The sequence below is a fragment of the Litorimonas sp. WD9-15 genome (assembly GCF_050271975.1).
Classification (GTDB): domain Bacteria; phylum Pseudomonadota; class Alphaproteobacteria; order Caulobacterales; family Maricaulaceae; genus Litorimonas.
Genome location: NZ_CP189850.1, coordinates 665,570 through 690,386 on the forward strand (window position 1 = coordinate 665,570; position 24,817 = coordinate 690,386).

22 protein-coding genes are annotated in these 24,817 nt (G+C 56.1%); 14 read left to right on the forward strand and 8 right to left on the reverse strand.

All coding sequences use genetic code 11. From position 1 onward, the window contains the following. Positions 1-92 precede the first annotated feature (92 nt). Positions 93-1,586, forward strand: coding sequence for a histidine--tRNA ligase (gene hisS, locus ACP9M6_RS03205; protein WP_427453389.1), 1,494 nt, complete (start codon positions 93-95; stop codon positions 1,584-1,586). A gap of 821 nt (positions 1,587-2,407) precedes the next feature. Here the strand turns inward: hisS and ACP9M6_RS03210 are convergent. Beyond that, positions 2,408-2,566: a TIGR03643 family protein gene (locus ACP9M6_RS03210; protein WP_427454746.1), complete on the reverse strand. Its 159-nt coding sequence runs from the start codon at positions 2,564-2,566 to the stop codon at positions 2,408-2,410. Positions 2,567-2,738: 172 nt separating this feature from the next. Between ACP9M6_RS03210 and hslU the strand changes: the two genes are divergently transcribed. Next, entirely contained in the window at positions 2,739-4,055 is a 1,317-nt protein-coding gene (hslU, locus tag ACP9M6_RS03215; protein ID WP_427453391.1) for an ATP-dependent protease ATPase subunit HslU, read from the forward strand. Positions 4,056-4,058: 3 nt separating this feature from the next. On the opposite strand, the gene ACP9M6_RS03220 is transcribed toward hslU, so the two are convergent. After that, on the reverse strand, positions 4,059-4,613 hold the full coding sequence (locus tag ACP9M6_RS03220; protein ID WP_427453393.1) for a TetR/AcrR family transcriptional regulator: 555 nt from the start codon (positions 4,611-4,613) through the stop codon (positions 4,059-4,061). Between the two features lie 182 nt (positions 4,614-4,795). On the opposite strand from ACP9M6_RS03220, the gene ACP9M6_RS03225 reads away from it, so the two are divergent. Continuing rightward, positions 4,796-5,260, forward strand: a complete 465-nt coding sequence (locus ACP9M6_RS03225; protein WP_427453394.1) for a DM13 domain-containing protein — start codon at positions 4,796-4,798, stop codon at positions 5,258-5,260. A gap of 65 nt (positions 5,261-5,325) precedes the next feature. On the opposite strand, the gene ACP9M6_RS03230 is transcribed toward ACP9M6_RS03225, so the two are convergent. Genes ACP9M6_RS03230 through ACP9M6_RS03240 form a run of 3 tightly spaced genes read right to left on the reverse strand, consistent with a single transcriptional unit; the run spans position 5,326 to position 7,732 of the window. Further along, complete coding sequence (locus tag ACP9M6_RS03230) at positions 5,326-5,820, reverse strand: Smr/MutS family protein (protein WP_427453396.1); 495 nt, start codon at positions 5,818-5,820, stop codon at positions 5,326-5,328. Continuing rightward, positions 5,817-7,058 carry a murein transglycosylase A gene (gene mltA / locus ACP9M6_RS03235; protein ID WP_427453397.1) on the reverse strand — a complete coding sequence of 414 codons (1,242 nt, stop codon included), beginning with the start codon at positions 7,056-7,058 and terminating at the stop codon, positions 5,817-5,819. The genes ACP9M6_RS03230 and mltA overlap by 4 nt, the downstream gene beginning before the upstream one ends. A 2-nt stretch (positions 7,059-7,060) precedes the next feature. Beyond that, positions 7,061-7,732, reverse strand: a complete 672-nt coding sequence (locus ACP9M6_RS03240) for a Tim44/TimA family putative adaptor protein (protein ID WP_427453399.1) — start codon at positions 7,730-7,732, stop codon at positions 7,061-7,063. Between the two features lie 103 nt (positions 7,733-7,835). Between ACP9M6_RS03240 and secB the strand changes: the two genes are divergently transcribed. The 3 genes from secB to recF all read left to right on the forward strand — a co-directional run bounded on the left by secB (position 7,836) and on the right by recF (position 10,751). Beyond that, positions 7,836-8,381, forward strand: a complete 546-nt coding sequence (gene secB / locus ACP9M6_RS03245; RefSeq protein WP_427453401.1) for a protein-export chaperone SecB — start codon at positions 7,836-7,838, stop codon at positions 8,379-8,381. A 132-nt stretch (positions 8,382-8,513) separates the two neighbouring features. After that, positions 8,514-9,617 (forward strand): DNA polymerase III subunit beta, encoded by a 1,104-nt coding sequence (dnaN, locus tag ACP9M6_RS03250; RefSeq protein ID WP_427453403.1) that lies wholly within the window; start codon positions 8,514-8,516, stop codon positions 9,615-9,617. A gap of 9 nt (positions 9,618-9,626) precedes the next feature. Next, positions 9,627-10,751, forward strand: a complete 1,125-nt coding sequence (recF, locus tag ACP9M6_RS03255; RefSeq protein ID WP_427453405.1) for a DNA replication/repair protein RecF — start codon at positions 9,627-9,629, stop codon at positions 10,749-10,751. 154 nt (positions 10,752-10,905) lie between these two features. Here the strand turns inward: recF and ACP9M6_RS03260 are convergent, their stop codons facing one another. Continuing rightward, positions 10,906-12,093 (reverse strand): FAD-dependent oxidoreductase, encoded by a 1,188-nt coding sequence (locus ACP9M6_RS03260; protein WP_427453407.1) that lies wholly within the window; start codon positions 12,091-12,093, stop codon positions 10,906-10,908. Between the two features lie 155 nt (positions 12,094-12,248). On the opposite strand from ACP9M6_RS03260, the gene ACP9M6_RS03265 reads away from it, so the two are divergent. Both ACP9M6_RS03265 and ACP9M6_RS03270 read left to right on the forward strand, forming a co-directional pair. After that, positions 12,249-14,687, forward strand: coding sequence for a DNA translocase FtsK 4TM domain-containing protein (locus ACP9M6_RS03265; RefSeq protein ID WP_427453409.1), 2,439 nt, complete (start codon positions 12,249-12,251; stop codon positions 14,685-14,687). 921 nt (positions 14,688-15,608) lie between these two features. Beyond that, positions 15,609-15,773: a hypothetical protein gene (locus ACP9M6_RS03270; RefSeq protein WP_427453411.1), complete on the forward strand. Its 165-nt coding sequence runs from the start codon at positions 15,609-15,611 to the stop codon at positions 15,771-15,773. Here the strand turns inward: ACP9M6_RS03270 and ACP9M6_RS03275 are convergent. Beyond that, the gene (locus tag ACP9M6_RS03275; protein WP_427453413.1) at positions 15,757-16,884 is read right to left on the reverse strand and encodes an MBL fold metallo-hydrolase; all 1,128 of its coding nucleotides are present in this window, start codon (positions 16,882-16,884) and stop codon (positions 15,757-15,759) included. The genes ACP9M6_RS03270 and ACP9M6_RS03275 overlap by 17 nt on opposite strands. A gap of 104 nt (positions 16,885-16,988) precedes the next feature. Here ACP9M6_RS03275 and ACP9M6_RS03280 point away from each other — a divergent pair, with 104 nt between their 5' ends. The 3 genes from ACP9M6_RS03280 to ACP9M6_RS03290 are packed head-to-tail and all read left to right on the forward strand — an operon-like array spanning position 16,989 to position 21,778. Then, positions 16,989-18,581 (forward strand): carboxyl transferase domain-containing protein, encoded by a 1,593-nt coding sequence (locus ACP9M6_RS03280; protein WP_427453414.1) that lies wholly within the window; start codon positions 16,989-16,991, stop codon positions 18,579-18,581. After that, positions 18,581-20,605, forward strand: coding sequence for a biotin carboxylase N-terminal domain-containing protein (locus ACP9M6_RS03285; protein WP_427453416.1), 2,025 nt, complete (start codon positions 18,581-18,583; stop codon positions 20,603-20,605). The genes ACP9M6_RS03280 and ACP9M6_RS03285 overlap by 1 nt, the downstream gene beginning before the upstream one ends. Continuing rightward, complete coding sequence (locus ACP9M6_RS03290; protein ID WP_427453418.1) at positions 20,606-21,778, forward strand: isovaleryl-CoA dehydrogenase; 1,173 nt, start codon at positions 20,606-20,608, stop codon at positions 21,776-21,778. A 149-nt stretch (positions 21,779-21,927) separates the two neighbouring features. Here the strand turns inward: ACP9M6_RS03290 and ACP9M6_RS03295 are convergent, their stop codons facing one another. Continuing rightward, the gene (locus ACP9M6_RS03295) at positions 21,928-22,539 is read right to left on the reverse strand and encodes a nitroreductase family protein (RefSeq protein ID WP_427453419.1); all 612 of its coding nucleotides are present in this window, start codon (positions 22,537-22,539) and stop codon (positions 21,928-21,930) included. 43 nt (positions 22,540-22,582) lie between these two features. Between ACP9M6_RS03295 and ACP9M6_RS03300 the strand changes: the two genes are divergently transcribed. The 3 genes from ACP9M6_RS03300 to ACP9M6_RS03310 all read left to right on the forward strand — a co-directional run bounded on the left by ACP9M6_RS03300 (position 22,583) and on the right by ACP9M6_RS03310 (position 24,817). Next, positions 22,583-22,996 carry a hypothetical protein gene (locus tag ACP9M6_RS03300; protein WP_427453421.1) on the forward strand — a complete coding sequence of 138 codons (414 nt, stop codon included), beginning with the start codon at positions 22,583-22,585 and terminating at the stop codon, positions 22,994-22,996. Next, the gene (locus ACP9M6_RS03305) at positions 22,993-23,463 is read left to right on the forward strand and encodes a RidA family protein (RefSeq protein ID WP_427453423.1); all 471 of its coding nucleotides are present in this window, start codon (positions 22,993-22,995) and stop codon (positions 23,461-23,463) included. Before ACP9M6_RS03300 ends, ACP9M6_RS03305 begins: the two co-directional genes overlap by 4 nt. A 202-nt stretch (positions 23,464-23,665) precedes the next feature. Further along, complete coding sequence (locus ACP9M6_RS03310) at positions 23,666-24,817, forward strand: GNAT family N-acetyltransferase (protein WP_427453425.1); 1,152 nt, start codon at positions 23,666-23,668, stop codon at positions 24,815-24,817.

The window sequence follows — 24,817 nt, forward strand, 5'->3', positions numbered from 1 at the left end:
CAGAGCGGCGCGACAATCCCATAGATATGGCCCCCTTAAATATGTGAGGCTTGGGTCTTTTCATTCTCGTCCCCGCAGAATAGGACACGCCCATGTCCAAGAAAAAGAACAAACCCTTCCGCCCCAAAGCCCGCCGCCCGCGCGGCTTTGAGGATCGCAATGCCGAGAGCTTGCGCGCCGAAGCTCGCCTGATTCAAGCTGCATTCAGCGTCTATGATATGCACGGGTTTGAACCGCTCCAGACGCCGGCCTTTGAGTTTGCCGATGCGCTGGGGAAATTTCTGCCGGATGAGGACCGTCCCAATGTCGGCGTTTTCGCTCTGCAGGATGATGACGAACAATGGATGAGCCTGCGCTATGACTTGACCGCGCCGCTCGCGCGGTTCGTGGCCGAGAATTACGACGCGCTGGCCAAACCTTATCGCCGCTACCAAGCGGGCAGTGTCTTCCGCAATGAAAAACCGGGACCGGGCCGCTTCCGCGAATTTACGCAATGCGACGCGGACTCAGTTGGCGCAGCAGGTCCTGCCGCAGATGCCGAAATGATTATGCTGGCCGCGGAAGTCATGCGCGCCGCCGGATTGAAAGACGGGCAATATGCCGTCCGCGTCAATAACCGCAAATTGCTCGACGGTATTTTGGAAGCCTCCGGCGTTCCGAATACGGAAGCGGGCGCGGTTCAACGCCTGCAAACCCTCCGCGCAATCGATAAACTTGATCGCCTAGGTGCAGACGGTGTCGAAGCGCTCCTCGGCGAAGGCCGCGAAGATGAATCCGGCGATTACACAGACGGCGCAAAATTAAATGCGGCGGGTATTAAGGCCGTGCTCGGATTTACAACAGCTTCTGCCGAAGATCGCGGGGAGACGATTAAAACGTTGGAAAGCCTCGTCGGGCAATCGGAACGCGGGAAATCCGGCGTGGATGAACTCGCGCAAATCGATACGATCCTCAACGCTGTTGGTTTTGGGAATGACCGTGTTTCATTCGACACCTCCATAGTGCGTGGTTTGGGTTATTACACCGGACCCGTTTTCGAGGCCGAACTCCTCGCCGATATCCGCGACCGCAAGGGTCGCCCCGTCCGTATCGGCTCAATCGGGGGCGGTGGTCGCTATGACGATCTCGTCTCGCGCTTCCGCGGCCAATCCGTACCTGCAACAGGGTTCAGCTTCGGCGTCTCGCGTTTCCTCTCCGCGCTGGAACGGATGGATGCGTTGGAAACCGCGGCCAAGCCCCCTGTTGTCATCTGTGCGTTTGATCGCTCACTGATGGGCGAATATTTCAAAATGGCGGCGGAACTTCACGCGCAAGGCGTCCGCGCCGAAGTCTTTGTCGGCTCGGGCAATGTCACGAAACAAATGAAATATGCTGACCGCCGCAATGCGCAAGTCGCTGTCCTCATGGGCAGCAATGAGATGGCAGCGGGCGAGGTGACCCTCAAAGATCTCTATGAAGGTGCAAAAGCGGCGCAAGCGATTGAGAGCAACGAGGAATGGAAATCCACAAGACCCGCGCAGGAAACTGTCTCGCGGGACGGTTGGGTAAAGGCTGTGAAAGCGATGTTGGATGATGCAGACAATTGATTGAATATCAATTCGCAAGGAACTGAATCGTGTAACGGTTCGGCGTGAGAATCTCTAACTGGAGATCAAACAGCGTCGTCTAAAAAGATAATCCCCGGTTATGACGTTTTTGAAAGCGTGGATTGATGAATTAAATTGTCAACTATTCTAACGATTTAAAGTCGAAATAAGCGGGGATTGAGATTTATTTCAAAAACTGCGTCCACACCCCCTTCACCTTGTGCAATCTTTAGCCTGTCTTCTTTCACAGGGCGGTCAGGTGCACATTGGCTTAATCGGAAAGAAGCGGTGCTTGTCATTGGAGCGAAGGGCGTAATGTCCCGGTTGCTTGGGTGGCCTAACGAGAGCTGATCGTTCCCCGACTGAATGGTTCGGCCGTTAGTGCGAAAAGGCGCCGCCGCGTGGGCCCGTTGGGGTTCGAAAACTTAGCTTTAACCCTGGTTTGCGACCAGAACCCTGAATACCCACGCGGACATCCCGTTTTATTAAGAGTGAAACGGACACAAAATAAGAGATACAAAAGCTAAACAGCTTTGAGGAGAGCAATCAAAAGGCCAGCTTAACCCCTTTAAAGACTGTCATCGTCCGACTTAGTCGGACGATCCATACGGTGTGTTTTGCGTGGAGTGTTTCATCACGCGAAATCCCACAATGGATCGTCGGGTCGCGCCCGAGGATGACATGAAATATGGAGCTGTTAGAGACATACAACCAATGCGTATGCGTCTCGGGTGGCTGTTTGCGAGCAAACAACAAGGCCCGCATTTGCGAGCTTCGGTCTTATGCGAGATGACATCGGGCCTGCGAACTTGCCTTCGTCTTCACCGCCCGTGTTTACTCGCGCGGCCGCTCACCCGTTCCCGCCACATGCGGAAACTGCTCGGCTTCATATGGCCGCGCATAATCTTGATAACCTCGGATTCCGACAAACCCGTTTGCGCTTCGATATTGTCAAAGGATGTTTCATCATCCCAGGCCATGGCGACAATTTCGGATGTAGTTACGTCACCCTTATCCGCAGGGCGTTTTTCGAGCGGGACGAAATCATCGGGAAAGGTACGGTCTGTCATCTTCTATCTACGTTTGAACGTCATGTAAGTTCATTCGGGATACAAGACTTGAACCCTGCGCGGCGGTCCCCATCTTGGACGCATGACAGATCTCTCCTCCCAATCCTTCACCCCGCGCGAAATTGTGTCCGAACTGGACCGTCATATTGTGGCGCAGGCGGATGCGAAACGCGCCGTCGCCATTGCTTTGCGCAACCGCTGGCGTCGCCGCCGTGTGGCCGAAGACCTGCGGGCCGAAGTCACGCCGAAAAACATTCTCATGATCGGGCCGACGGGTGTGGGCAAAACCGAAATTTCGCGCCGCCTCGCCAAACTCGCACAAGCGCCCTTTATCAAGATCGAGGCGACGAAATTTACCGAGGTTGGCTATGTGGGTCGTGACGTCGAACAGATTGTCCGCGATCTCGTCGAGGCCTCGATCAGCCTGTTGCGCGAGGAAAAACGTTCGCAGGTCAAGGCGCAGGCTGAAGCCGCCGCCGAAGACCGCATCATCGAAGCGCTGGTCGGGGCGAGCGCGTCCGAAACCACGCGCGAGAAATTCCGCACCAAACTCCTCGCCGGAGAACTGGATGATAAAGAAGTCGAATTGGAACTGGCGGATAATGCCTCACCATTTCAGGGTATGGACATTCCCGGGCAACCCGGCGCGTCCATGGGCATGCTCGACCTGTCCGCCATGTTCGGGAAGATGGGCCGGACGAAGACCGTGAAGCTGTTCGTGCGCGATGCTTACGGCCCCCTCCTGTCCGAGGAAGCGGATAAGCTGCTGGATGACGACTCCATCAAGCGCGAGGCGGTCGAACGTGCCGAGCAGGACGGCATCGTGTTCCTTGACGAGATTGACAAGATCACGGCGCGGGCTGATGCGCGGGGCGGAGATGTGTCACGTGAAGGTGTGCAGCGGGACTTATTGCCCCTGATTGAGGGGACGACCGTTTCCACAAAATACGGGCCGGTCAAGACGGACCATATTCTCTTCATCGCGTCGGGCGCGTTTCATGTTGCCAAGCCGTCTGACCTCTTACCGGAATTACAGGGTCGTCTGCCTATCCGCGTTGAACTCCGCGCGCTGACGGAAGCGGATTTTGTCCGCATCCTAACAGAACCGGAAGCTAGTCTCATCCGTCAATATACGGCGCTGATGGCGACTGAGGATGTGACGCTGGATTTCACGGAAGACGGGATCGCGGAAATCGCGAAGCTGTCTGCCGAGGTCAATGCCAGTGTCGAAAATATTGGCGCGCGACGACTGCACACGGTCATGGAACGCTTGCTCGACGAGATTTCATTCACGGCAACGGACAAGTCAGGCAGTACATTCGTGATTGATAAGGATTACGTGCAGGAACAGGTCGGCAAACTCGCGCGGGATCAGGATCTGTCGAAGTTTATTCTGTAGCGATCATTCAAAAAGTTCGAGAACTTGCGTTTTGAGGATTTCCATATCCGCCTTTGAATAGCCCGCCTTGATGTGAACGCGGGCGCCGAAATAGGCGGTCCAGATAAGTTCCGCCTTATCCCAGGCGGGTGTATTGATGACGCAGTCCCGAATGGCTTCGCGCATGCGGGTCATGGAGGCTTTGACGACGTCTTCTGTGGTCGAGTTAATCGGTGCGCGGTCGGTCGCCGCATTACAGAGGAGGCAACCCCAGCGGCCCTGAACGGTTTCAGCGGCTTCAATCAGGAAGTCAAAGAGGGTCGCGATACGATCATAACCGGACACGCTCTCATCACGCAACATCGCTACGCCCGGCGTGACTTGATTGGCGTTATAATTGGCCAGTGCGAATTGATAGAGCTGTTCCTTATTGCCAAAGCTGGCATAAAGAGAGCCTTTCTGCAGGCCCGTCGCGGCCATGATATCGGCATAGGATGCGCCTTCATATCCGTGTTCCCAGAACACATCACGCAGGGCGGTTTTCACATCGTCTTCGTTAAACAGTCTCGGGCGGGCCATTTGAATCTTTCAGATTTATGGCCTCACAGAGACCTCTCACGCTTGTGATATATTTATACTTGAACAAATAGTCAAGTAATGTATTCAGGGTTTGTGGCCATCGGGTAACTTCCTCCCCCGCCCGAGGGCCTAAATTTTTTGGAGAGAAATAGACCGAAGGGTCAAGAAAGAAAGTTAGTACCATGAATGCCAAGTCTTATATCGCAACTGCCCTCGCCACCGTCGCCATTTACGGTGGTGCCAGCCTGACTGTCCTCTGTGCGGCCAATGTCGCACATGCCGCGGAAGCCACTGTCACAACCGTCGCCATGACGGACACAGCTGTTTCCGGTGATTTCACGAAACGCACTTATGGAATTCAGGGTGATTGGAAAATCATCAAGGAAAACGGCCAGACCATCCTGCGCCTGTCAGATGATTTCAAAACGAAACGCGGTCCCGATTTGAAAATATTCCTGTCTCCGCAAACATTGGACTCAGTTACAGGCACAACAGCGACAACAAATTCTGTCCGTCTGGGTGAATTGAAATCGAACAAAGGGTCACAGGATTACATCATCCCGGCCAATGTCGATCTCTCGCAATTCGGTTCCGTCCTGATCCATTGCGAAGCCTTTTCCAAACTCTGGGGCGGGGCGGACCTCTAGGTCACTCTCTCCACCCTCGTCACATTTTGGAAAGCCCGTTTGCAGCAAAAGTTGCAGGCGGGTTTTCAACGTTTCAGAAACACATACCACGCGCCGGAGCCGCCATGTTTGATATGGGCGGGCGCGTAAGTCGCGATAAGTGGGCGGATGGCGGGGTCGGCGATCCAGTCGGGAAAGTTGCGCCGCAGGACCCCATCGCCACGCAGTCCCTTCCCCGTCACGACGAGGAGACAGGATTTATTCCGGTTCGCCGCGCGCATGATGGCCTTGTGCAAGGCAGGACGCGCCGTCGCTTGGGTCATATCATGCAGGTCGACTTTCGCATCGACCTCAACTCGTCCGCGACGGACGCGTTTATCCTGATTAACGTCGAGCGTTTTCGGAATGGGTTTCGCGGATTTCGTTTCACCCGCCGGAATGCGGAGCATATTGGCGAAGTCTTCGCGCGTCGGTAGAGGTTTGGCGCTGCCCTTGCCCTTAGGTCGACGGCGCGGGGAGACCGTCTGCGCGACATGTTTCCAGACCTTTCTCTCACCCGGTTTTAACGGACGGTCGGTCATGATGTCGAATTTGAACTGGGCGAGAGAGTCCGAGGGAGGAGGAGCGTCCATTTCGCACGATGTTTTTGAACTCCCGCGCGATTACCGGCATCTGCGCCAGAGCCGAAAAAGAGATCCGCCCGCAACGGACCTTTAATTGCGCCGCCCGTATCCTGCGCCGCGACGAGAAGTCCCGTCCGCTGACCGCGATAATCGCCGGGCTTTGTGGGAAGCGTCGTCTCCAACCAGAATAGACTGCCATAGGGGTGATAGCGCGGGTCGACGGCGATCGCGCCCATATCGGTGAGCGGCACGCGCATTGCACCCTGCGGGCCCTCATTTGGCCGGATCGCCTGTTCCGTGAAATAGATGTAGCGGGGGTTTTCGTTCATCAGTGCACGGGTCGCGGCAGGTCCGTTGCGTTTCATCCAAGCGGCAATAGATTGTTTAGACGCCTGTTCCAGCGTCATCTCCCCGCGCCGAACGAGGACCGCGCCGATGGATTGATAGGTCTGGCCATTATTCGCGGCATAGGCCGCGCGCAGCCTGCGGCCGTCCTTATATTTCAAACGGCCAGAGCCCTGAATTTGCAGGAAGAAGACATCAATGGGACGGCCATAAGCAATCACGCGCGAGGTGCGGGCATTGACCTGCGATCGAGGCAGGCGGAGTATTGCGTCATCAGAAGGTTTGGCGAGGATCGGCTCAGAAAATGTCGCCGTAGGTTTCAGGCGGACCTCGACTTCCGGCTCATAATACCCTGTCAGCAAACCATCCGGTTTCGAGGGTGTCGAGAGGGAAACGGGCGCGAACCAGCTTTCAAAAAAATTACGCGTATCCGCTGCACCAGGAGAGACAGATTGAAGAACCGCGCCGGCCTGACAGGTCATCTGCCAATCGAGATAGGTCCCATATTGCGGTAGGTTCGGGTTTAGTAGCGCCTTGGGGTCAGCTTCTGCCCAACTTTCGCAACCGCGCGTAAAGGCTTCCAAAGCAGGACGCGGATCATGTGTGGTCCAAAATGGTAATTGCTCAAAACCCGAAGCCGGAATTTCGACCACGGGTTCGGGTGGCGGCTCAGACGGGGCAGGGGCAGGTGTTTGAACGACGGGTGCCGTCGGCGGTGTTGGGATGGGTTCCGCAATGACAATCGCGCCCGGATTTTCAACATCCGGATCGGGATAGGTCGGCTCTGTCGGAATTGTCGTGCAGGCCGAGACCAGCAGTGCCAGCCCGACTCCGCCAAACCAAATGCGCATAATTAGACAGTTGTGTCCGGTGAAGGATCGGCTTTCATATCGTCGCCTTCGCTGGGCTCGACTTCGGCCAAGCGCCAGTTCAGATCTTTGCCCTTCAGGTCACGCTCATATTCCCACACCTCAGAGACGGAGGACAGGACATCCGGATCGCCCTGAACCACATTACCACCGGAATCTCTTAAGGCAGACGTCAGGTCCGCTTCATAGAGAACGCGGATATGCGCAACGGACCCTTCAGTCCGCGCGCTTTTGATGGACGCTTTGCGAAGACGACCTAAATCCGTGACCTGCGTTTGTCCGGCTTTTTCGCGGGCCGTGATGGCTTCGTCATAAATCTCGAACGTCTCCGGCGTCAGGAGGTCTTTCAACATATCCCGGTCACCGCCTGCATAGGCCTCCAGGATCATTGAATAGGCTGCCGTCGCGCCGTTCATAAAATTCGCGATGGAAAATGACGGGTCGAGGCGCGTAATGGCCGATAGGCCGAGGCGCTCAATTTCAGGATCAGGTCCGGCTTCAGGTTCCGGCTTCTTATTCACATCTTCCATGCCAAAGGCGACGGGGTCGACTTTTTCATCCGGCGTGCCGCCAAACCCTGTCTGTTTCCCCAAAACGGAGTAAAAAACGACACATACAATGGTCGCTAAAGCGGCATAAATCATAACATCGAACATGGTAGGCCTTTAACTTGCGGTCTTCCCGCTTATATACGGCCTTACAGGCCATCTTGTGTCTAGCTAAGGTGTGCGGAACACAGTTTCAAGGAAAGAGCGTTTCATGGCGAAAAAGCCTAAAAAGGGTGAAGACAAACCCGCAGAAGAGACCCAACAGGACTCATTGTCGATAGAGGGTGAACCCACACAACCAACCGAGGCCACGCCGCAGGGTCCGATGCTCTCCGTTCTGGCGCAATATACGAAGGACCAGAGCTTTGAAAACCCCAATGCCCCGGGGTCCTTGCGCACAGGTCTTCCTGCGCCGCAGATCGGGATCAATATCGAAATCGGTCGCCAGATGTTGGAAGACGACACGGTTGAAGTGACGTTGATGCTCAAAGCCGAAGCGCGCCGCGATAATGAAATCGCCTTTATCGCAGAACTGGAATATGCGGGTCTCTTTGCCTTCCAAGGTGTCGGCATTGAAGAAATTCAGCCGCTCATCATGATCGAATGTCCGCGTCTACTCTTCCCGTTCGCCCGTCAGATGATGTCGGAAATGACGCAGAATGGTGGTTACCCGCCCATCCTGTTAGAGCCGCCCGATTTCACAGCGATGTTCCGCGACGAGATGATGCGCCGCGCCCAGGCCCAAGGTGTGAATTAGGGTCATCCACATGATTATGCAAAAAGCCCGCCCGACACTGCGTCGCGGCGGGTTTTTTAATGTGAAAGCCTTGGCTTTAGTGAAGGTATGGTTATGGTTTACGATAATGAAAATTCCTGATTTGGGTCTGTCATGAGATTGTCAATTGAACGCAACGCGCTGCTGAAAGCGCTCGGCCATGTCCAGAATGTTGTGGAGCGCCGTAACACGATCCCAATTCTCTCGAATGTTTTGCTCAGTGCGGAAGATGGACGCCTCTCCCTGGTCGCCACGGATTTGGATATCGAAGTCTCGGAATCAACAGAGGCCGATGTCTCTGCCCCCGGTCAGGTTACAGCGCCCGCGCACACACTTTACGACATCGCCCGCAAATTGCCGGACGGATCACAAGTCGTGTTGCAGATCAATGCCGATGACCGTTTGGATGTCGATGCGGGCCGTTCGCACTTTACACTGCCACTTCTACCTTCCGGTGACTTCCCGAAAATGACGGCGGACGGGTTTACCCATGATTTTGCCATGCCGGCGAAAGACCTTTGCCGTTTGATCGATAAAACGAAATTCGCGATCTCGACTGAAGAGACGCGCTATTATCTTAACGGCATCTATCTCCACGCCCATGACGGAAAACTCCGGGCCGTGGCCACGGACGGTCACCGTCTCGCGCTCGCCGAAAGCCCTGTGCCTGCGGGCGCGGAAGGTCTGCCCGGTGTTATCGTGCCTCGTAAAACCGTCGCAGAAATCCGTCGCCTGATTGACGGCGTTGATGGCGACATTCAGGTTGCGGTGTCCGAGGCGAAAATCCGTTTCCAAACGGGCCATGCCGTCATGACATCCAAGCTCATTGACGGGACATTCCCGGATTATGAGCGAGTCATTCCAAAGGGGAATACGAAAGAACTGACGATTGATAATCAGGTCTTTAAGAGCGCGGTGGACCGTGTCTCCACAATCTCTGCCGAGAAATCCCGCTCCGTGAAATTGTCATTGGCTGAACATAATCTTTCCCTGACCGTGAATAATCCGGAAAGCGGAAATGCGAATGAAGACCTGCCTGTCGATTATGATGCGGAGCCACTGGAGATTGGCTTCAACGCCAAATATCTTCTGGACGTTGCGGGTCAGATCGAAGGCCGTGATGCCACATTCTTCCTCGAAAGTCCGGCCTCGCCCGCCCTCGTGAAAGATCCCGAAGACGAGCACGCGCTATTCGTGCTGATGCCGCTTCGCGTCTAGGCACTCGGAGTGGCGGCAGTCGCCTCTCTACGGCTGATTGATTATCGGTCCTACGCTTCACTTGACGCCGAGTTCATTTCCGGTGCGATAGCCATTCATGGTCCGAACGGGGCCGGAAAAACCAACCTGCTCGAAGCGATTTCCCTGCTCTCTCCGGGGCGTGGATTACGTCGCGCGAAAGTCAGTACGCTCGCCCGCGTACAGGACGGAAATGTCTCTCCGGCCTGGGGTGTGAATGCGACACTCCATGCGGAAGCTGAAGACGACCCGACCCGCATTTCCATTGGGCAAGTCCCTGAATATCCAGGTCGGCGGGTCCTGCGGATAGATGGACGCAATGCGACGGGGCCGGAACTCGCGCGGCGGCTCTCGCTCCTTTGGCTAACACCCGCACAGGATCGTCTCTTCACGGGTCCGGCCTCTGACCGGCGGAAGTTCATTGACCGTTTCGCGCTGGCTTTCGATGCCGAGCACGGGTCGAATTCTATCCGATTTGAAAAAGCGCGGACGGAACGTAACCGCTTGCTGTCTGACGGCGTAACCGACCGCGTTTGGTATGAGGCGATTGAGACGGACCTATCCGCCTATGGCGCAAAAGTCGCGCAGGCGAGAGTGATAACGGTGACGGCTCTGCAAGCGGAGATTTCCGCGCGTGAAACCGTCTTTCCGCAATCGCTGATCGGCTTGGACGGCACGTTGGAAAACAGCTTTTCAGAAGGTGACAATCTTGAAAATATCACGGAAACCTATCGCGAGACACTCGCACAAACCCGCCAAACGGATCTGCGCGCCGGGCGGACGCTAACAGGTCCGCACCGGACCGAGCTTCACGCCACCCATGCGGGGAAGGGGATGCCGGCGGGGCTGTGTTCGACGGGGGAGCAGAAAGCGCTGCTCATCGGATTGGTGCTCGCCCATGCGCGGGCGCTGCGGGCGCGAACGCCGATCCTGTTACTGGACGAAGTGGCCGCACATCTGGATGCGCGTCGACGGGCCGCGCTGGCGGAGGAATTGCTGGACCTGAAATTACAGGTCTTCATGACGGGGACGGACAGCTCGCTTTTCTCGGACTTTGGCGAGAAGGCGCAATATATCCGCATTTCGGACGGTACGTTGGAAACTGTCACGCCCTGAAACGAAAGCACCCCACCCCTGTAAACAGGAGTGGGGCTACGATACCGAAACGGGGCGCAATGTCCGGCACCGATCTAGTCTTCATACGGTTAAGTATGAAATTTGGTTTCTATGCGCCCTTTGGGGGACGACACATGAATTGAAACTGAACGGCCTAAAAGCGGCGACGCATCAGCCCGGGAAGCGACCCGGTTTCACCCGCCGCCTCTTTCCGAAGCGCGGATGTGATGATGCCCGACCTGTTTGTCAAGACCAGTCCCAGCCGTCTTGCATGGCCAAGTGCAGGTGAGTTGATCCTGTATAGGTTTGCGAGCGCGTGTGTCGTCGCGCCCATCAATCTAGTGTCCGAATTGCGGGCGGATTCGTAATCCAGCAGTCCCGCCACGCCGATATCCTGCCCCGTCTCTTTGGCGGCTTTCAACCCGTCCGCGAGGGCAGCCGCATCGCGCAGCCCAAGGTTCAAGCCCTGCCCCGCCAGCGGATGGATGACATGGGCTGCATCCCCGACCAGTGCGAGACGGTCCGCCGTGAATTGATCCGCGACTTGCAGGCGCAAGGGCCAGGAAACGCGCGGGGCGGTCAGTTGCAATTGGCCCAGATAACCGTCCATCTTCTCGAATAAGAGTGCGAGGAAATCAGCCTCATCCAACGCCTCTGCCGCCTTAATCTGCGCCGCGGGTCCCGACCAAACGATCTGACTGCGCTGCTCTGTCAGGGGCAGAACAGCTAACGGACCGCCCGGCAGGAACCGTTGCCACGCCAAACCGTCATGCGGTAATTCATGCGCGATTGTCGTGACGAGTGAGCAGGCGTCATAATCAAATCGCTGGACATTTATCCCGGCTTTGCGGCGCAAAGTCGACTCCCGCCCATCCGCCGCGACGAGGAGCGCGGCAGTGAAGTCTCCAACATTCGACACAACATTTACACCGGATGCATCGTGGACAGCCTCTGTTATCATCAGTGGCGCTGTGATCGTGATGGCTTTTGTCGCTTTGACTTTGGACAGAAGAGCAGCTTTTAGCTTTTGATTTTCAATCAAACCACCCAGGTCACCGCCATCTCCGTCGCCTTCGAAATGCAGACGCCACGGGCTATCGGGCGTGCCTTCCGTCACGAGCATGTCCCGAATGGGCTGCACGTCGCTCGACAGGTCAAGGCCGAGGTTTTCCATCAGACGCAGCGAGCTCGCCGACAGCGCTGACGCCCGACCATCCTGTCCTGCGGTCACGGCTTTCCGGTCCATCAGCCCGACGGAAAATCCTGTCTCAGCACAACAGAGCGCCGTCGTCAGGCCGACCAATCCCGCACCCACGATAAGAATGTCATATTCAGTTTTCATAGCTTCCACATAGGCGTCCAAACCGCTTGGGGAAAGGCGGCATATTGCATCGCTGACAGCGCAGATATGGCGGCGAAAGCGCGCCCCATCTTAACGCGGGCTTTACTCTCGGCATTTACATCTTGGTAACACACACTGTTCCGTGAAAGAGATTGATGACGCCACCGCCTTCCGCCACCGCCGATTTTGACGCCAATTACGCCTATGCGCCCGAGGACATTCACGCCATGATGGCCGAAGTCACGGCGCAAGAGGGTAATGCGTTCTGGCGGGCCGTGCGGGCATTGCTGTTGGTGGCATTGGGTTTCGCATTGGTCCTCTGCGTCCTCGCCTATAACCCCTTTGACCCAACAGCCGATACGGCAGGGCTCGGCAAGGGTGGTCATCCACTTGGCAGCTTCGGTGCGAATATCGCGAATATCATCATGCAGACGATTGGCTGGGGCGGTCTCTTGGCCGGGCTCCTGATCGTGCTGTCGGGCATTCGCCGCATGATGGGGCGTGTCGGCCATCGGTCGCGGACAGATAAGTTTAAGCGCTTTGCGATTGCCACAGGCGTCGTCCTGTTCGGAACGATGACGCTGTCCGCTTTCCCCATCCCGCAGAGCTGGCCCATGGCGAGCGGTTTGGGTGGTTGGATTGGCGACCTGCTGCACCTGACGCCCAAGGGCTGGCTGGACAGCTGGAATGTTCCCGTCAGCGGGTTGATCATTGCGCTGCTCTCCTTCTGCGCAAGTGCCTACCTCCTCGCGCTCTATCTCGGCGTTGTCCGCAGAGACTTGCTGGAAATTGCCGATGCCGCGACTTTGGTCTGGGCCTATATCCGCGTCTGGTTTGACAAATTGTCGGTTTGGCTCGTCAAATTGTTCAAGCGCGGTTACGAAGCCCCGATGGATGCGCAAATGGCTGCGGAACCGCTCTACCGCGATATTCCCGACACCCCGCAAGCTCCTGTCCTCCCGACATATGAGCCCGCACCGGAACCCGTGGCCTATGCGCCCGCGCCGACGCCAATTCCCAAGGCCAAGCCGATGGCGAAGAAGAAACGCGTCACGAAGAAACCCGCCCAGCCGCAATTCGATTTTTCCGGCGAAGATGACTTCGTCCTGCCGGGTCTCGACCTCCTGAAAATGCCGCCGCCGCGCTCCACTGTGCGCGATGAAGGCGCGCTGCGCCGGAGTTCCGAGCAGCTTCACAAGGTCATGGGCGATTACGGCGTCGACGGCGAAATGGGGCAGGTCAGCCCCGGCCCCGTCGTGACATTGTTTGAGTTCGAGCCAGCGCCCGGCGTGAAGTCCCAGCGCATCATCAACCTCTCTGATGACATCGCCCGCAATATGAGCGCGCAATCCGCGCGGATTGCCGTCGTCCCCGGCCGCAATGCGATGGGTGTGGAACTGCCCAACCGCAAACGCGAAATGGTCTGGCTGCGCGATATGTTGGCATCTGATGCTTTCGCCAATAGCGAAGCCTCGCTGCCGCTCATCCTCGGCGAGGATATTGGCGGCACGCCGTTTGTTGCCGACCTTGCGAAGATGCCGCATTTGCTCGTCGCCGGTACGACGGGCTCCGGTAAGTCGGTCGGCGTCAACGCGATGATCCTCTCGCTCATGTACACCCTCCCGCCGGAGCAGTGTAAGTTCATCATGATCGACCCGAAAATGCTCGAGCTGTCTGTTTATGACGGCTGCCCGCATCTCCTCGCGCCTGTTGTCACGGAACCCAAAAAAGCCGTCGTCGCACTGAAATGGACTGTGCGGGAAATGGAAGACCGCTACCGCAAAATGGCCAAGATGAATGTCCGCAACATGGCGGGCTTCAACGAGAAGGTCGCCGAGTTCAAAGCGAGTGGCGAGACCATGACCAAGACGATCATGACGGGTTACAACAAGGAGACGGGCGAACCGGAATATGAGACTGAGGAGCTCGAGTTTGAACCCATGCCCTATATCGTCGTCATCATTGACGAGATGGCCGACCTGATGATGGTCGCCAAGAAGGATATCGAAGGCTCCGTCCAACGCCTCGCGCAAATGGCGCGGGCGGCGGGTATTCACGTCATCATGGCGACGCAACGTCCATCCACCGATGTCATTACGGGCACGATCAAGGCCAACTTCCCGGCCCGTATCTGTTTCCGCGTCGGCTCCAAGATCGACAGCCGCGTCATCCTCGGCGAACAGGGCGGCGAAGCCCTGCTCGGCAATGGCGATATGCTCTTTGCCGGAACGGGGCGTCCGCGCCGTCTCCACGGACCGTTTGTCTCGGACGGCGAAGTCGAACGCATCTCCGCCTTTATGAAAGCTCAAGGCGCGCCGAGCTATCTCGAAGACATCACAACCGAGCGCGAGGAGGGGCCATCGGACGCCAAACTTGCGGGCGGCGGCTCTGAAGGCGGCTCCCTTTTCGATCAAGCCGTCGCGATTGTGGCGCGCGACCGCAAGGCTTCGACCAGCTATATTCAACGCAAACTCTCCATCGGTTATAACCGCGCCGCCGACCTCATCGAACGCATGGAAGGCGAAGGCATGATCGGCCCGAGCGGGGCAGGCGGCAAACGCGAGATTTTCCTGCCGGAAGAAGAGGCGTTTTAGACGCAAAGCGCCGAAATGGCTGGCCCGCTTCGGTTCCAGAAGGCGGCTTATGGACGTTGGGTTTTAGAACCTCTCTTTCTTTACGGCTGTCATCCTCCGATCAAGCCAGAGGATGACAGCTTCATATTAATGGGGTGCAGACAAGCATCATCGCTCGCCGCCCATCACCTCTTTCAAAGGGGGTCCGCAAAACAGGCGAGTGTCCAAATAAAGTGGGACGTCCGCGTGGTGACCTCCGCGATGGAGACCAAAGATAGAAATGTTTTACGCAAAGGTCGACTTCGACCCGTTTGTTAGACAGGTCTCAGCCTGTGCATTTGGCGAAAGCCAATTGCACTCCACGCGGCGGTGCTTCTCCAACGGCGGCCTTACTGGACTGCGGGGGTTCCACCCCGTCAGGCGCTCGCGGCTGGGCCCCTCAATATGGCTCTCACACCACATCAATAGACGCACCGTCTTTCGATACCGGCAGATGAGCTCCTACCTGTCCCGTGTCCGAAAGAACGAGTTTAAATATAGGGGCGTTTGGAGAGGTGAGGATTATTATTCTGAATTTAACGCCAAATGTTCCCGGACCATGTTGTTGGCTTGCAAACAACCGCCCGGGACCCATCCGACGGACGTAGAGTTCAGTGCGGTGTAAATGGAGATAACCGATTGTTCGGTATGATTTATTTATCAGAGCGGCCGATGAAAGCCTATGCGCATAGGTCTCGGCTCAAGTCCAGGAACACGACACACTGAAATCTGTCATAAGCGCGGATTTAGTTTCCCATAAACCTGAATTGCCAAAAACATCTTGGAACTGAAAACTTACTAGTCGCATTGTTTAAGCAACAGATGCTCACAATTCTGTGATATGACAATTGTTGACCATTTGGTTTTTATTGTTCATACCCTGTTCAACAAGAGAGAAAGACCATGACTAGACTGATCGATATATACCTTCTTAATCACGGCATGACAAAGCGTGAGCTTTGCGCGATTAAACGACGTCGTCTTTATTATTACGGTATTGCGGGGTTTGCGGCCCTGACGATTGGTTTCGTTACGATGACCGCGCTCGGCATTACACCGCCGCTTTAACGGTTTCCGGAGACCACCCGGTTCTCGTTTTATAGGTAAACCGTCCGGCATCATCCAAACGGCGCGAAACGATGCCGCGTCCTTTTAGACAGTTGAGATGTGCGACGCTTTCCCCGACGGCCATAATCCGGTTGCTATCCGTGATTTCCCGCCGAAACAGAACGGAATAGACTCCGGTGGAGAGGCGCGGTTCGCGACAAAATTCTGCGAGACGGTTGAGCGCTTTCTCGTGATGTTCAATCAATTTCCCGAGCCGCTTATGCGCACCGCGAAAGGGAATGCCATGCGCCGGACACACCAGCACATCCTCGGGGAGTTCGGCCATCAATTTATGGCAGGAATTAATCCAATCTTCCAGTGGATTACTCTCCGGCTCCGTCGGCCAGACGGACACGTTCGAGCTAATATTCGGAAGAAGCTGATCACCCGACAGAACGAGATTGAGTTCCGGACAATAGAGACAGGCATGTTCGGGCGAATGCCCAGACCCGATAATCACGCGCCATTCGCGGCCTCCGATTAATCCCAACTCCCCATCTACCAGACGGTCATAACTTTGCGGCAGGGTCGAGATCGCTTTGCCGAAGCCGCCAAAGCGCATTTTGTAAAGTTCGATCTGCTCAGATGTGAAGCCGCATTTCTGGTAAAAGCGGACGCCCTCTTTCGGCGCGACCTTCCCCGTATCCGCCGCCATGAGGCGGCAGAGAAAATACTCGCCGCGCGTCATAAGAAGCGGCGCGCCGAATTTCCGGCAGAGCCAGCCCGCCAAGCCGGTATGATCGGGATGAAGATGGGTGCAGATGACGCGGTTGACGGGACGGCCGCCGAGCAATCCCGTGAAATGTTTTTCCCAAATCTCACGGCTGACCTTGTCCGCAATGCCCGTATCGACAATCACCCAGCCATCCCGGTCTCTCAGCGCCCAGAGATTAATGTGGTTGAGGCCCGTCATCGGCAGGGAGAACCGCAACCAATAGACCCCGGGTGCAACCTCTGTGGCGCTTCCCGCTTCGGGCGCCTCGTCCACGATGTAATCCAACCCACGCCCCTCATACCCGCTCGTTTTGACGAGAGATTGATCGGCGGGTGTTTTTACAGAAGATCGTGTCATGTGCCCAAGATAGGCGCTGAGCCGCCAATTACTAGCAAGCATTTGCGCACAGCTCCTATTCCAGTGGATGGACATTGCGCGCCGCGCTTCCTAATCAAGGGCCTATGCCGAAGATACAGTCCAAGATTAATCCCGACAGTCCGCAATTTCGGGAGAACCGCGAAGCGATGGAAGCGCTTGTCGCGGATTTGCGCGAGAAGGTCGGGAAGATTGCACTGGGCGGCTCTGAACGGTCGCGGGAACGTCACCTGTCGCGTGGGAAATTGCTGCCGCGGGAGCGCGTCGAACGCCTGCTGGATCCGGGCACCCCGTTTCTCGAACTCAGTCAAATGGCGGCTTACGGGATGTATGATGACCAAGTCCCCAGTGCGGGTCTGATCACAGGCATTGGCCGCGTCTCGGGCCGCGAGGTCATGATTATTTGTAATGACGCGACCGTCAAAGGCGGGACCTATTATCCCATGACCTGCGAGAAACAGGCGCGGGCGCAGGAAATTGCACAAGAGAATAGGCTGCCCTGTATCTATCTCGTGGACTCGGGTGGCGGAAACCTGCCCAATCAGGCGGAGATTTTTCCGGGCAAGGAAGATTTTGGCCGCGCCTTTTACAATCAGGCCAATATGAGTGCCCAAGGCATCGCGCAGATCGCGGTCGTTATGGGCAGTTGCACGGCGGGCGGGGCCTATGTTCCAGCCATGGCGGATGAGAGTATTATCGTTGCCGACCAAGGGACAATCTTCCTCGCGGGACCACCCCTCGTGAAATCCGCGACGGGCGAGGATATTGATGCGGAGAGCCTCGGCGGTGGTGCGTTACACGCGCGGACCAGTGGCGTGGTCGATCACCTCGCCGCCAATGATGCGCATGCGCTGCAAATGGCGCGCGATGCGGTGGAGACTTTAGGGAAAGCGACCCCGTCTTTTTCGCCCGACGAAACTCACGAACCGCCTGCCTATGACGTGGACGAATTGGACGGCGTCGTGCCGACGGACCTCCGCCAACCCTATGATTGTCGCGAGATTATTGCGCGCATCACGGACGGGTCCAAATTCACGGAATTTAAGAAAGAGTTCGGGACGACGCTCGTCTGCGGCTTTGCCAGTATTCACGGCTACCGCGTTGGTATTCTCGGCAATAATGGCGTCTTGTTTTCGGATTCTGCGGTAAAGGGCGCGCATTTTGTTGAGCTCTGCGCGCAGCGGAAAATTCCGCTGATCTTCCTGCAAAACATCACGGGCTTTATGGTTGGATCAAAAGCCGAAGCGGGTGGTATCGCCAAACATGGCGCAAAAATGGTCCACGCGGTGGCCTGTGCCAAAGTCCCGAAATTCACGGTTATCGTTGGCGGCTCTTACGGCGCGGGGAATTACGGCATGTGCGGGCGAGCCTACTCACCACGCCTGATGTTCATGTGGCCCAATGCGCGGATTTCGATCATGGGCGGGGAGCAGGCTGCGGATGTGCTGGCCACCGTCAATCGCGACGCCGCGAATTGGACGGACGAAGAACGCGAAGCCTTTAAGAAACCGATTATTGAGCGGTTCGAAAAAGAGGGGCATCCCTATTTCGCCAGCGCGAGATTATGGGATGACGGCATCATCGCACCGAGAGATACAAGGCGGGTGTTGGGATTGGGATTAGCGATGAGCGCGAATGCGCCTTTGGAGGACACCAAATTTGGTGTCTTTAGAATGTAATGAAAAAAGAAATTAGAAAAATCCTCATCGCCAATCGCGGCGAAATTGCCTGCCGCGTGATTAAGACCGCGCGGAAAATGGGCATTGCGACCGTTGCGGTTTATTCCGATGCGGACCGCCAAGCACTCCATGTTCGCCTAGCGGATGAGGCGGTTCATATCGGGCCATCGCCCGCCGTGGAGTCCTATCTCGTCATCGAGAAAATCATTGAGGCAGCAAAAGAGACCGGCGCGGATGCGATCCATCCCGGCTATGGTTTCCTGTCAGAAAACCCTGACTTTGTGCGGGCCTGCGAAAAAGCGGGCCTGATCTTTATCGGACCATCAGCGGAGGCCATGGAAGCCATGGGTCTGAAAGATGCCGCGAAGAAATTGATGGATAAGGCGGGCGTGCCGATCACCCCCGGCTATCACGGCAAAGATCAATCGCCCAAATTGCTGAAAGCAAAAGCCGGCATGATCGGCTATCCCGTTCTCATCAAAGCCGTCGCAGGCGGCGGCGGGAAGGGCATGCGGAAAGTCGAAGCCGACGCGGATTTCGACGCCGCCCTCGCCAGTTGCAAACGCGAGGCGGCCAGCAGCTTCGGCAATGATGACGTCCTGATCGAGAAATATATCCAATCCCCGCGCCATATTGAAGTCCAAGTCTTTGGCGACATGCACGGCAACGTCGTGCACATGTTCGAGCGCGATTGCTCACTGCAACGTCGCCATCAAAAAGTGATTGAAGAAGCCCCCGCCCCCGGCATGACGGATACGGTCCGACGCGCCATGACACATGCCGCCATCAATGCCGCCAAAGCCGTGGATTATGTCGGCGCGGGCACGGTCGAATTTATCGTCGACGGGTCGGGCAAGCTCCGTGAGGACGGATTCTGGTTCATGGAAATGAACACGCGTTTGCAGGTGGAACATCCGGTGACCGAAGAGATTACAGGACTGGATCTGGTCGAATGGCAGATACGGGTTGCGCGGGGGGAGGAGCTGCCTGCGCAGGATGAGATTAAGATGAGCGGCCATGCGATCGAGGCGCGGCTTTATGCTGAGGATCCCGCGAATGATTTCCTGCCGAGTGTGGGCAAACTCACACGGCTTAAATTGCTAGGTCCTGTGGATGAGGGTATTATAGAACGTGTCGATACGGGCGTGTCAGAACAGGATTTGATCTCAATCCATTACGATCCCATGATTGCAAAGTTTATTGTGTATGGGCCGACACGCGAACTGGTCTTGTATCAGCTTCGCGAATCTTTGGAATATAGCTCTATTGAAGGCCTCAAGACGAATGCGGATTTTCTTTTCAGGTTGCTGAATATTGATGATTTTGTCGAAGGCATTCCGACAACACATCTCATTCGGGAAAAAATCGAGAATCTGGTCAATGATCCGGATGAGATTCCTGCTTTTGGATATGCAAACGCGGCAGCGTCAGTTGTTCAGAGCATATCGCGTACGGCTTATAAGAAAGCGAGATCGGGAAAAGGTATCGTGACTCCATTTGAAGAGTTGAATGCCTTCCGGATGAACGGCGATGATTTCACGACAATTGTTTTCGAAAAAGAAGGGCATGCTTTCCCAGTGCGCGTTTCCCCGCGAGAAGAACAGAGTATTTGCGTGGTTGAAGGTGAAACACTTGTCGTTGAAAATCGTGACGCTTCGGAAGACGACGATAGTTGGGCGACCTTGAATGCACTGGATGCATGGCGTGCCAGCATTTATGACGATTTCGTCGTTCTGAAACGACAAGGAAAAAGACTTGCCGTACCTTTCTATCGCCCAGAAAACAGTCTGAAAACCTCCGCCGACGCCATCACCGCGCCCATGCCCGGTAAAATCATCGCGTTGAACGTCGCCATTGGCGATAGCGTGTCTGAGGGCGACCCGCTCGTCGTGATGGAGGCCATGAAAATGGAACAAACCCTTACGGCTCCGCGTGACGGCGTCGTGGCGGAAACCGGCGCGGCCATTGGAGACCTTGTCACCGATGGGGCATTACTTGTCCGCTTAGAAGAAGAGAAAAGATAAATGTCTACCACATCCTACCCAACACTCGGCTTTGGCCATTCCGAAACAACAGAAATGATCCGCGAGACCGTTTATCAATTCTGCCAGAAGGAACTAATGCCCATCGCGGATGAGGTGGATGCAAAGAACGAATTCCCGCGTCACCTCTGGGAGAAAATGGGCGAATTGGGTCTGCACGGCATTACCGTTTCCGAAGAAGATGGCGGGCTGGGCCTTGGCTATCTGGAGCACACTATCGCGATCGAGGAAGTGTCTCGCGCGAGCGCCTCTGTCGGCTTGTCTTACGGCGCGCATTCCAACCTTTGTATCAACCAAATCCAGCGTTGGGGGAATGCAGAGCAGAAAGCCAAATACCTCCCGAAACTGATTTCCGGCGAGCATCTCGGCAGTCTCGCCATGAGTGAACCCGGCGCCGGATCAGACGTCATGTCCATGCGGTTAAAGGCGGAAACAGCACAGGGCGGTTACCTGCTCAATGGCAATAAAATGTGGATCACCAATGCACCCACGGCGAACACACTCTTGGTCTATGCCAAGACCGATCCGAGTGCGGGCAGCAAGTCCGTCTCGGCCTTTTTAATTGAGAAAGATTTTGAGGGATTCTCCACCGCGCAAAAACTCGACAAGCTGGGTATGCGCGGCTCGGACACGTGCGAACTCATCTTTGAGAATTGTTTTGTGCCGGAAGAAAATATTGTCGGCGAGATTGGCGACGGCGCGAAAATCCTGATGTCTGGGCTGGATTACGAACGGGTCGTGCTCTCCGCCGTTTCAACGGGGATCATGCAGGCCTGCCTCGACACGGTCCTGCCCTATATTCACGAGCGCAAACAATTCGGCAAAGCCATTGGGGAATTCCAGCTGATGCAGGGGAAATTGGCCGATATGTATGTGTCGCTCTCCACCGCGCGGTCCTATTCCTATGCCGTGGCCGCCGCCTGTGACCGCGGTGAAACAACGCGCAAGGACGCGGCTGGCTGTATTCTCTATGCTGCCGAACGCGCCACACAAGTCGCGCTGGACGCGATCCAGATGTTGGGCGGGAATGGCTATATCAATGATTACCCAACGGGTCGGTATTTGCGCGATGCGAAGCTGATGGAAATTGGTGCGGGCACGAGTGAAATCCGCCGATGGTTGATCGGACGGGAATTATTTAACGAAACCAGGTAGGGAATAAGACACTCCCGACCACACGGGGCGCAATGGTGGCCGGGAGCTAAGCTAGCCTCGAAAGACAAGCTCTGACTTTATATACCCACTAGAAACATTTATGTCACCACACGAAGAGGTGAAACACAGTGAACTACCCAAATGTAGGGTCAGTTTTTCCAGAACCGGGTTTTTTCTGCTAGGTTAGGCCGTGTTCGCGGGGATGCGGGTGCGTCAGGCGTGCCAATATAGACATATCCTGCCACGCGCTCTGTGTCTGCCAAGCCCAATGCGCCGTTCACGGCATCATCATAGGTATACCATTCCGTCAACCATTGCGCCCCAAAGCCGTGGGCTTGGGCGGCGAGGCAAAGATTGAAACAAACGGCCCCCGCGGAAAGTTCCTGCTCCCACTTTGGCGTGCCGCGTGGACATTCAACCGGCGCGGATATGACGGCCACGACGAGCGGCGCACGGTTCAGCCTCGCGCCTTCGAACACGGCACGGTCTGCCGGCGCGTTTGGGTTGCCCGTCATAAAGGCGCTGGCAATATGCTGGCCAAAATTTGCGCGGGCCTCACCCTCGAACAGAACAAAGCGCCACGGCGCGAGTTTGCGGTGGTCCGGCACACGGGCGGCAATTTCTAGCAGCTTTTCCCGCGTCACCTCGTCCGGCCCCGGACCGCCCATCACTTTCGCCAGATTAGACCGCCGTGTTGCGAGGAAATCCACGAGGTCGGGCCGATGGGTTGGGAGCGGAAAGGTGGCGGGAAGGTCTGTCATGCGATCTATATAGGTTTCTGGACGCCGTTCATCAAAGGCCTTAATGTCTTTTTCGATGCAAAGTGCCGCAATATCCCACACACGACCAAAAGCGAGAACCTGTTCGGTTTGCGGCGCGCGGTTTAATCTGGCGGAATTGTCCGATTATTTTCTGAAATCACCGCGCAGGGCGATTAAATGTTTCGACTGTAAATCCTATAACCGTTTGGCACGTCCCTCTATTTTGAAACTCATCGCAATTGGACTTTTGTTCAGCCCGCTTTTTTTCATTGCGAGCTTACCCGGCCTCATAGGAATAGGGTCACTTGTTGAATATTTAAACGGAAGTCGAGCTGGACGGCAGGCCGGTATCGTCTACCTTTTTCCCGCCTGTATCGCGGTGACTTATGTTGTCTCTCGCCATATCATGCGCCTCATTCGCTTTCTCTTCTATCCTTTGGAGCCCTACATAAAATGACCACACCCGAAAACCGTCTCGCAGAGCTTGGCCTGACACTTCCTACACCCGCTGCGCCCGTGGCGAATTATGTGCCCTATGTCATTAGCGGGAATCTCGTCTTTATCTCCGGCCAGATTTCGAAAATCGGCGAGGACGAGGTCAAAGGTCGGTTGGGTGAAGGCCTGAGCGTGGAACAAGGACAGGGGGCTGCAAAACTGTCAGCCCTCAACCTGATCGCGCAGATGAAGGCAGCCTGTGGTGGTGACCTGTCAAAAGTGAAACGCGTCGTGAAATTGGGCGGATTCGTGCAGGCGACGACGGATGCGACGCAGGCGGATATTCCGAAAGTCATTAATGGCTGCTCGGATATTATGGTCGCGGTGTTTGGCGATGCGGGGCGACATGCACGGTTCGCGGTATCTGCGCCGAGCCTGCCGCTGGATGTGGCGGTGGAGATTGATGCGGTTGTAGAGATCGAGGTTTAAGTTCTAACTAGCAGTCACATCGACGCGGGCTCTGCGTGCCCGATGCCCATACCGTTGAGGTCGCGTGAAGTTTTGAATTCGGCGCTTTCCGCAAATATCACGGCATGGGTACCGGACGCCCCTTCGGGTCGCGACGGTATGACCAAGGTTTGAGTGTACGGAGTCCCTTGAACATCCGCCCTATTTCGTTTGTATCAATATAATGTCCGAGCCCACTTACACCGCCCGTATCCTGACGCAGATCTCCGATGTTGCGGCTGCCGATTGGGACGCGCTCATCCCCACTCATTCCCGTGGGGGCAACCACCCCTTCCTCACCCACCGCTTCCTCAATGCGGCAGAAGTCTCCGGTTGTGCGAGTGCGGAAACGGGATGGATGCCGCGCCATATCTGGGTCGAGGATGCGTCCGGCACGGCGATTGGCGCGGCGCCACTCTACGTCAAATCGCATAGTCAGGGCGAATATGTTTTTGACCATGGCTGGGCCGATGCCCTCATGCGGGCGGGAATGGATTATTATCCGAAACTGCAATCTTGTGTGCCCTTTACCCCCGCAACAGGACCGCGATTGCTCTCCCACACGGAAGAGGGACGCACGGCGGTGGCGGGCGCGATGATGCAGGCCTGCGCGGAATGGGACATGTCGGGCGTGCATCTGACATTCCTGAATGAGGATGACCGTCCCGTTCTGAACAATCTAGGCTTTGCCGCGCGGGAAGACCGCCAGTTCCATTTCATCAATCGAGACTATGCCGATTTCGACGCCTTCCTCGCCAGTCTGTCATCGCGCAAGCGCAAGAATATCCGCAAGGAACGGAAGGCCGCGCAGGACGGCGTCACGATCAAACGCTTGAGCGGGGATGACCTGAAAGACGAACATTGGGACGTGTTCTACCAATGCTATCTCGACACGTCACAGCGCAAATGGGGACGGCCCTATCTGAACCGAAAATTTTTCGATTTGATGCAGCAGACCATGCGGGATGACATCGTCCTTGTTATGGCATGGATGGACGACACACCTATAGCCGCCGCGCTAAATTATATCGGCAGTGACGCGCTCTATGGACGCAATTGGGGTGCGCTCGTGCACAAGCCCTTCCTCCATTTCGAACTCTGCTATTATCAGGCGATCGAGGCTGGTCTGGAACGCGGCCTGCCCCGCGTTGAAGCGGGCGCGCAGGGTGAACATAAACTCGCCCGCGGGTACGAGCCCGTCATCACCCATTCAGCCCACTGGCTCGCCCATCCGGGATTGAGGCAGGGCGTGGAGGATTACCTTGACCGCGAACGCCTCGCCGTTGAACATGAAGTTAGTATACTGGCCAAGCACACACCGTTTCGTAAAGATTGA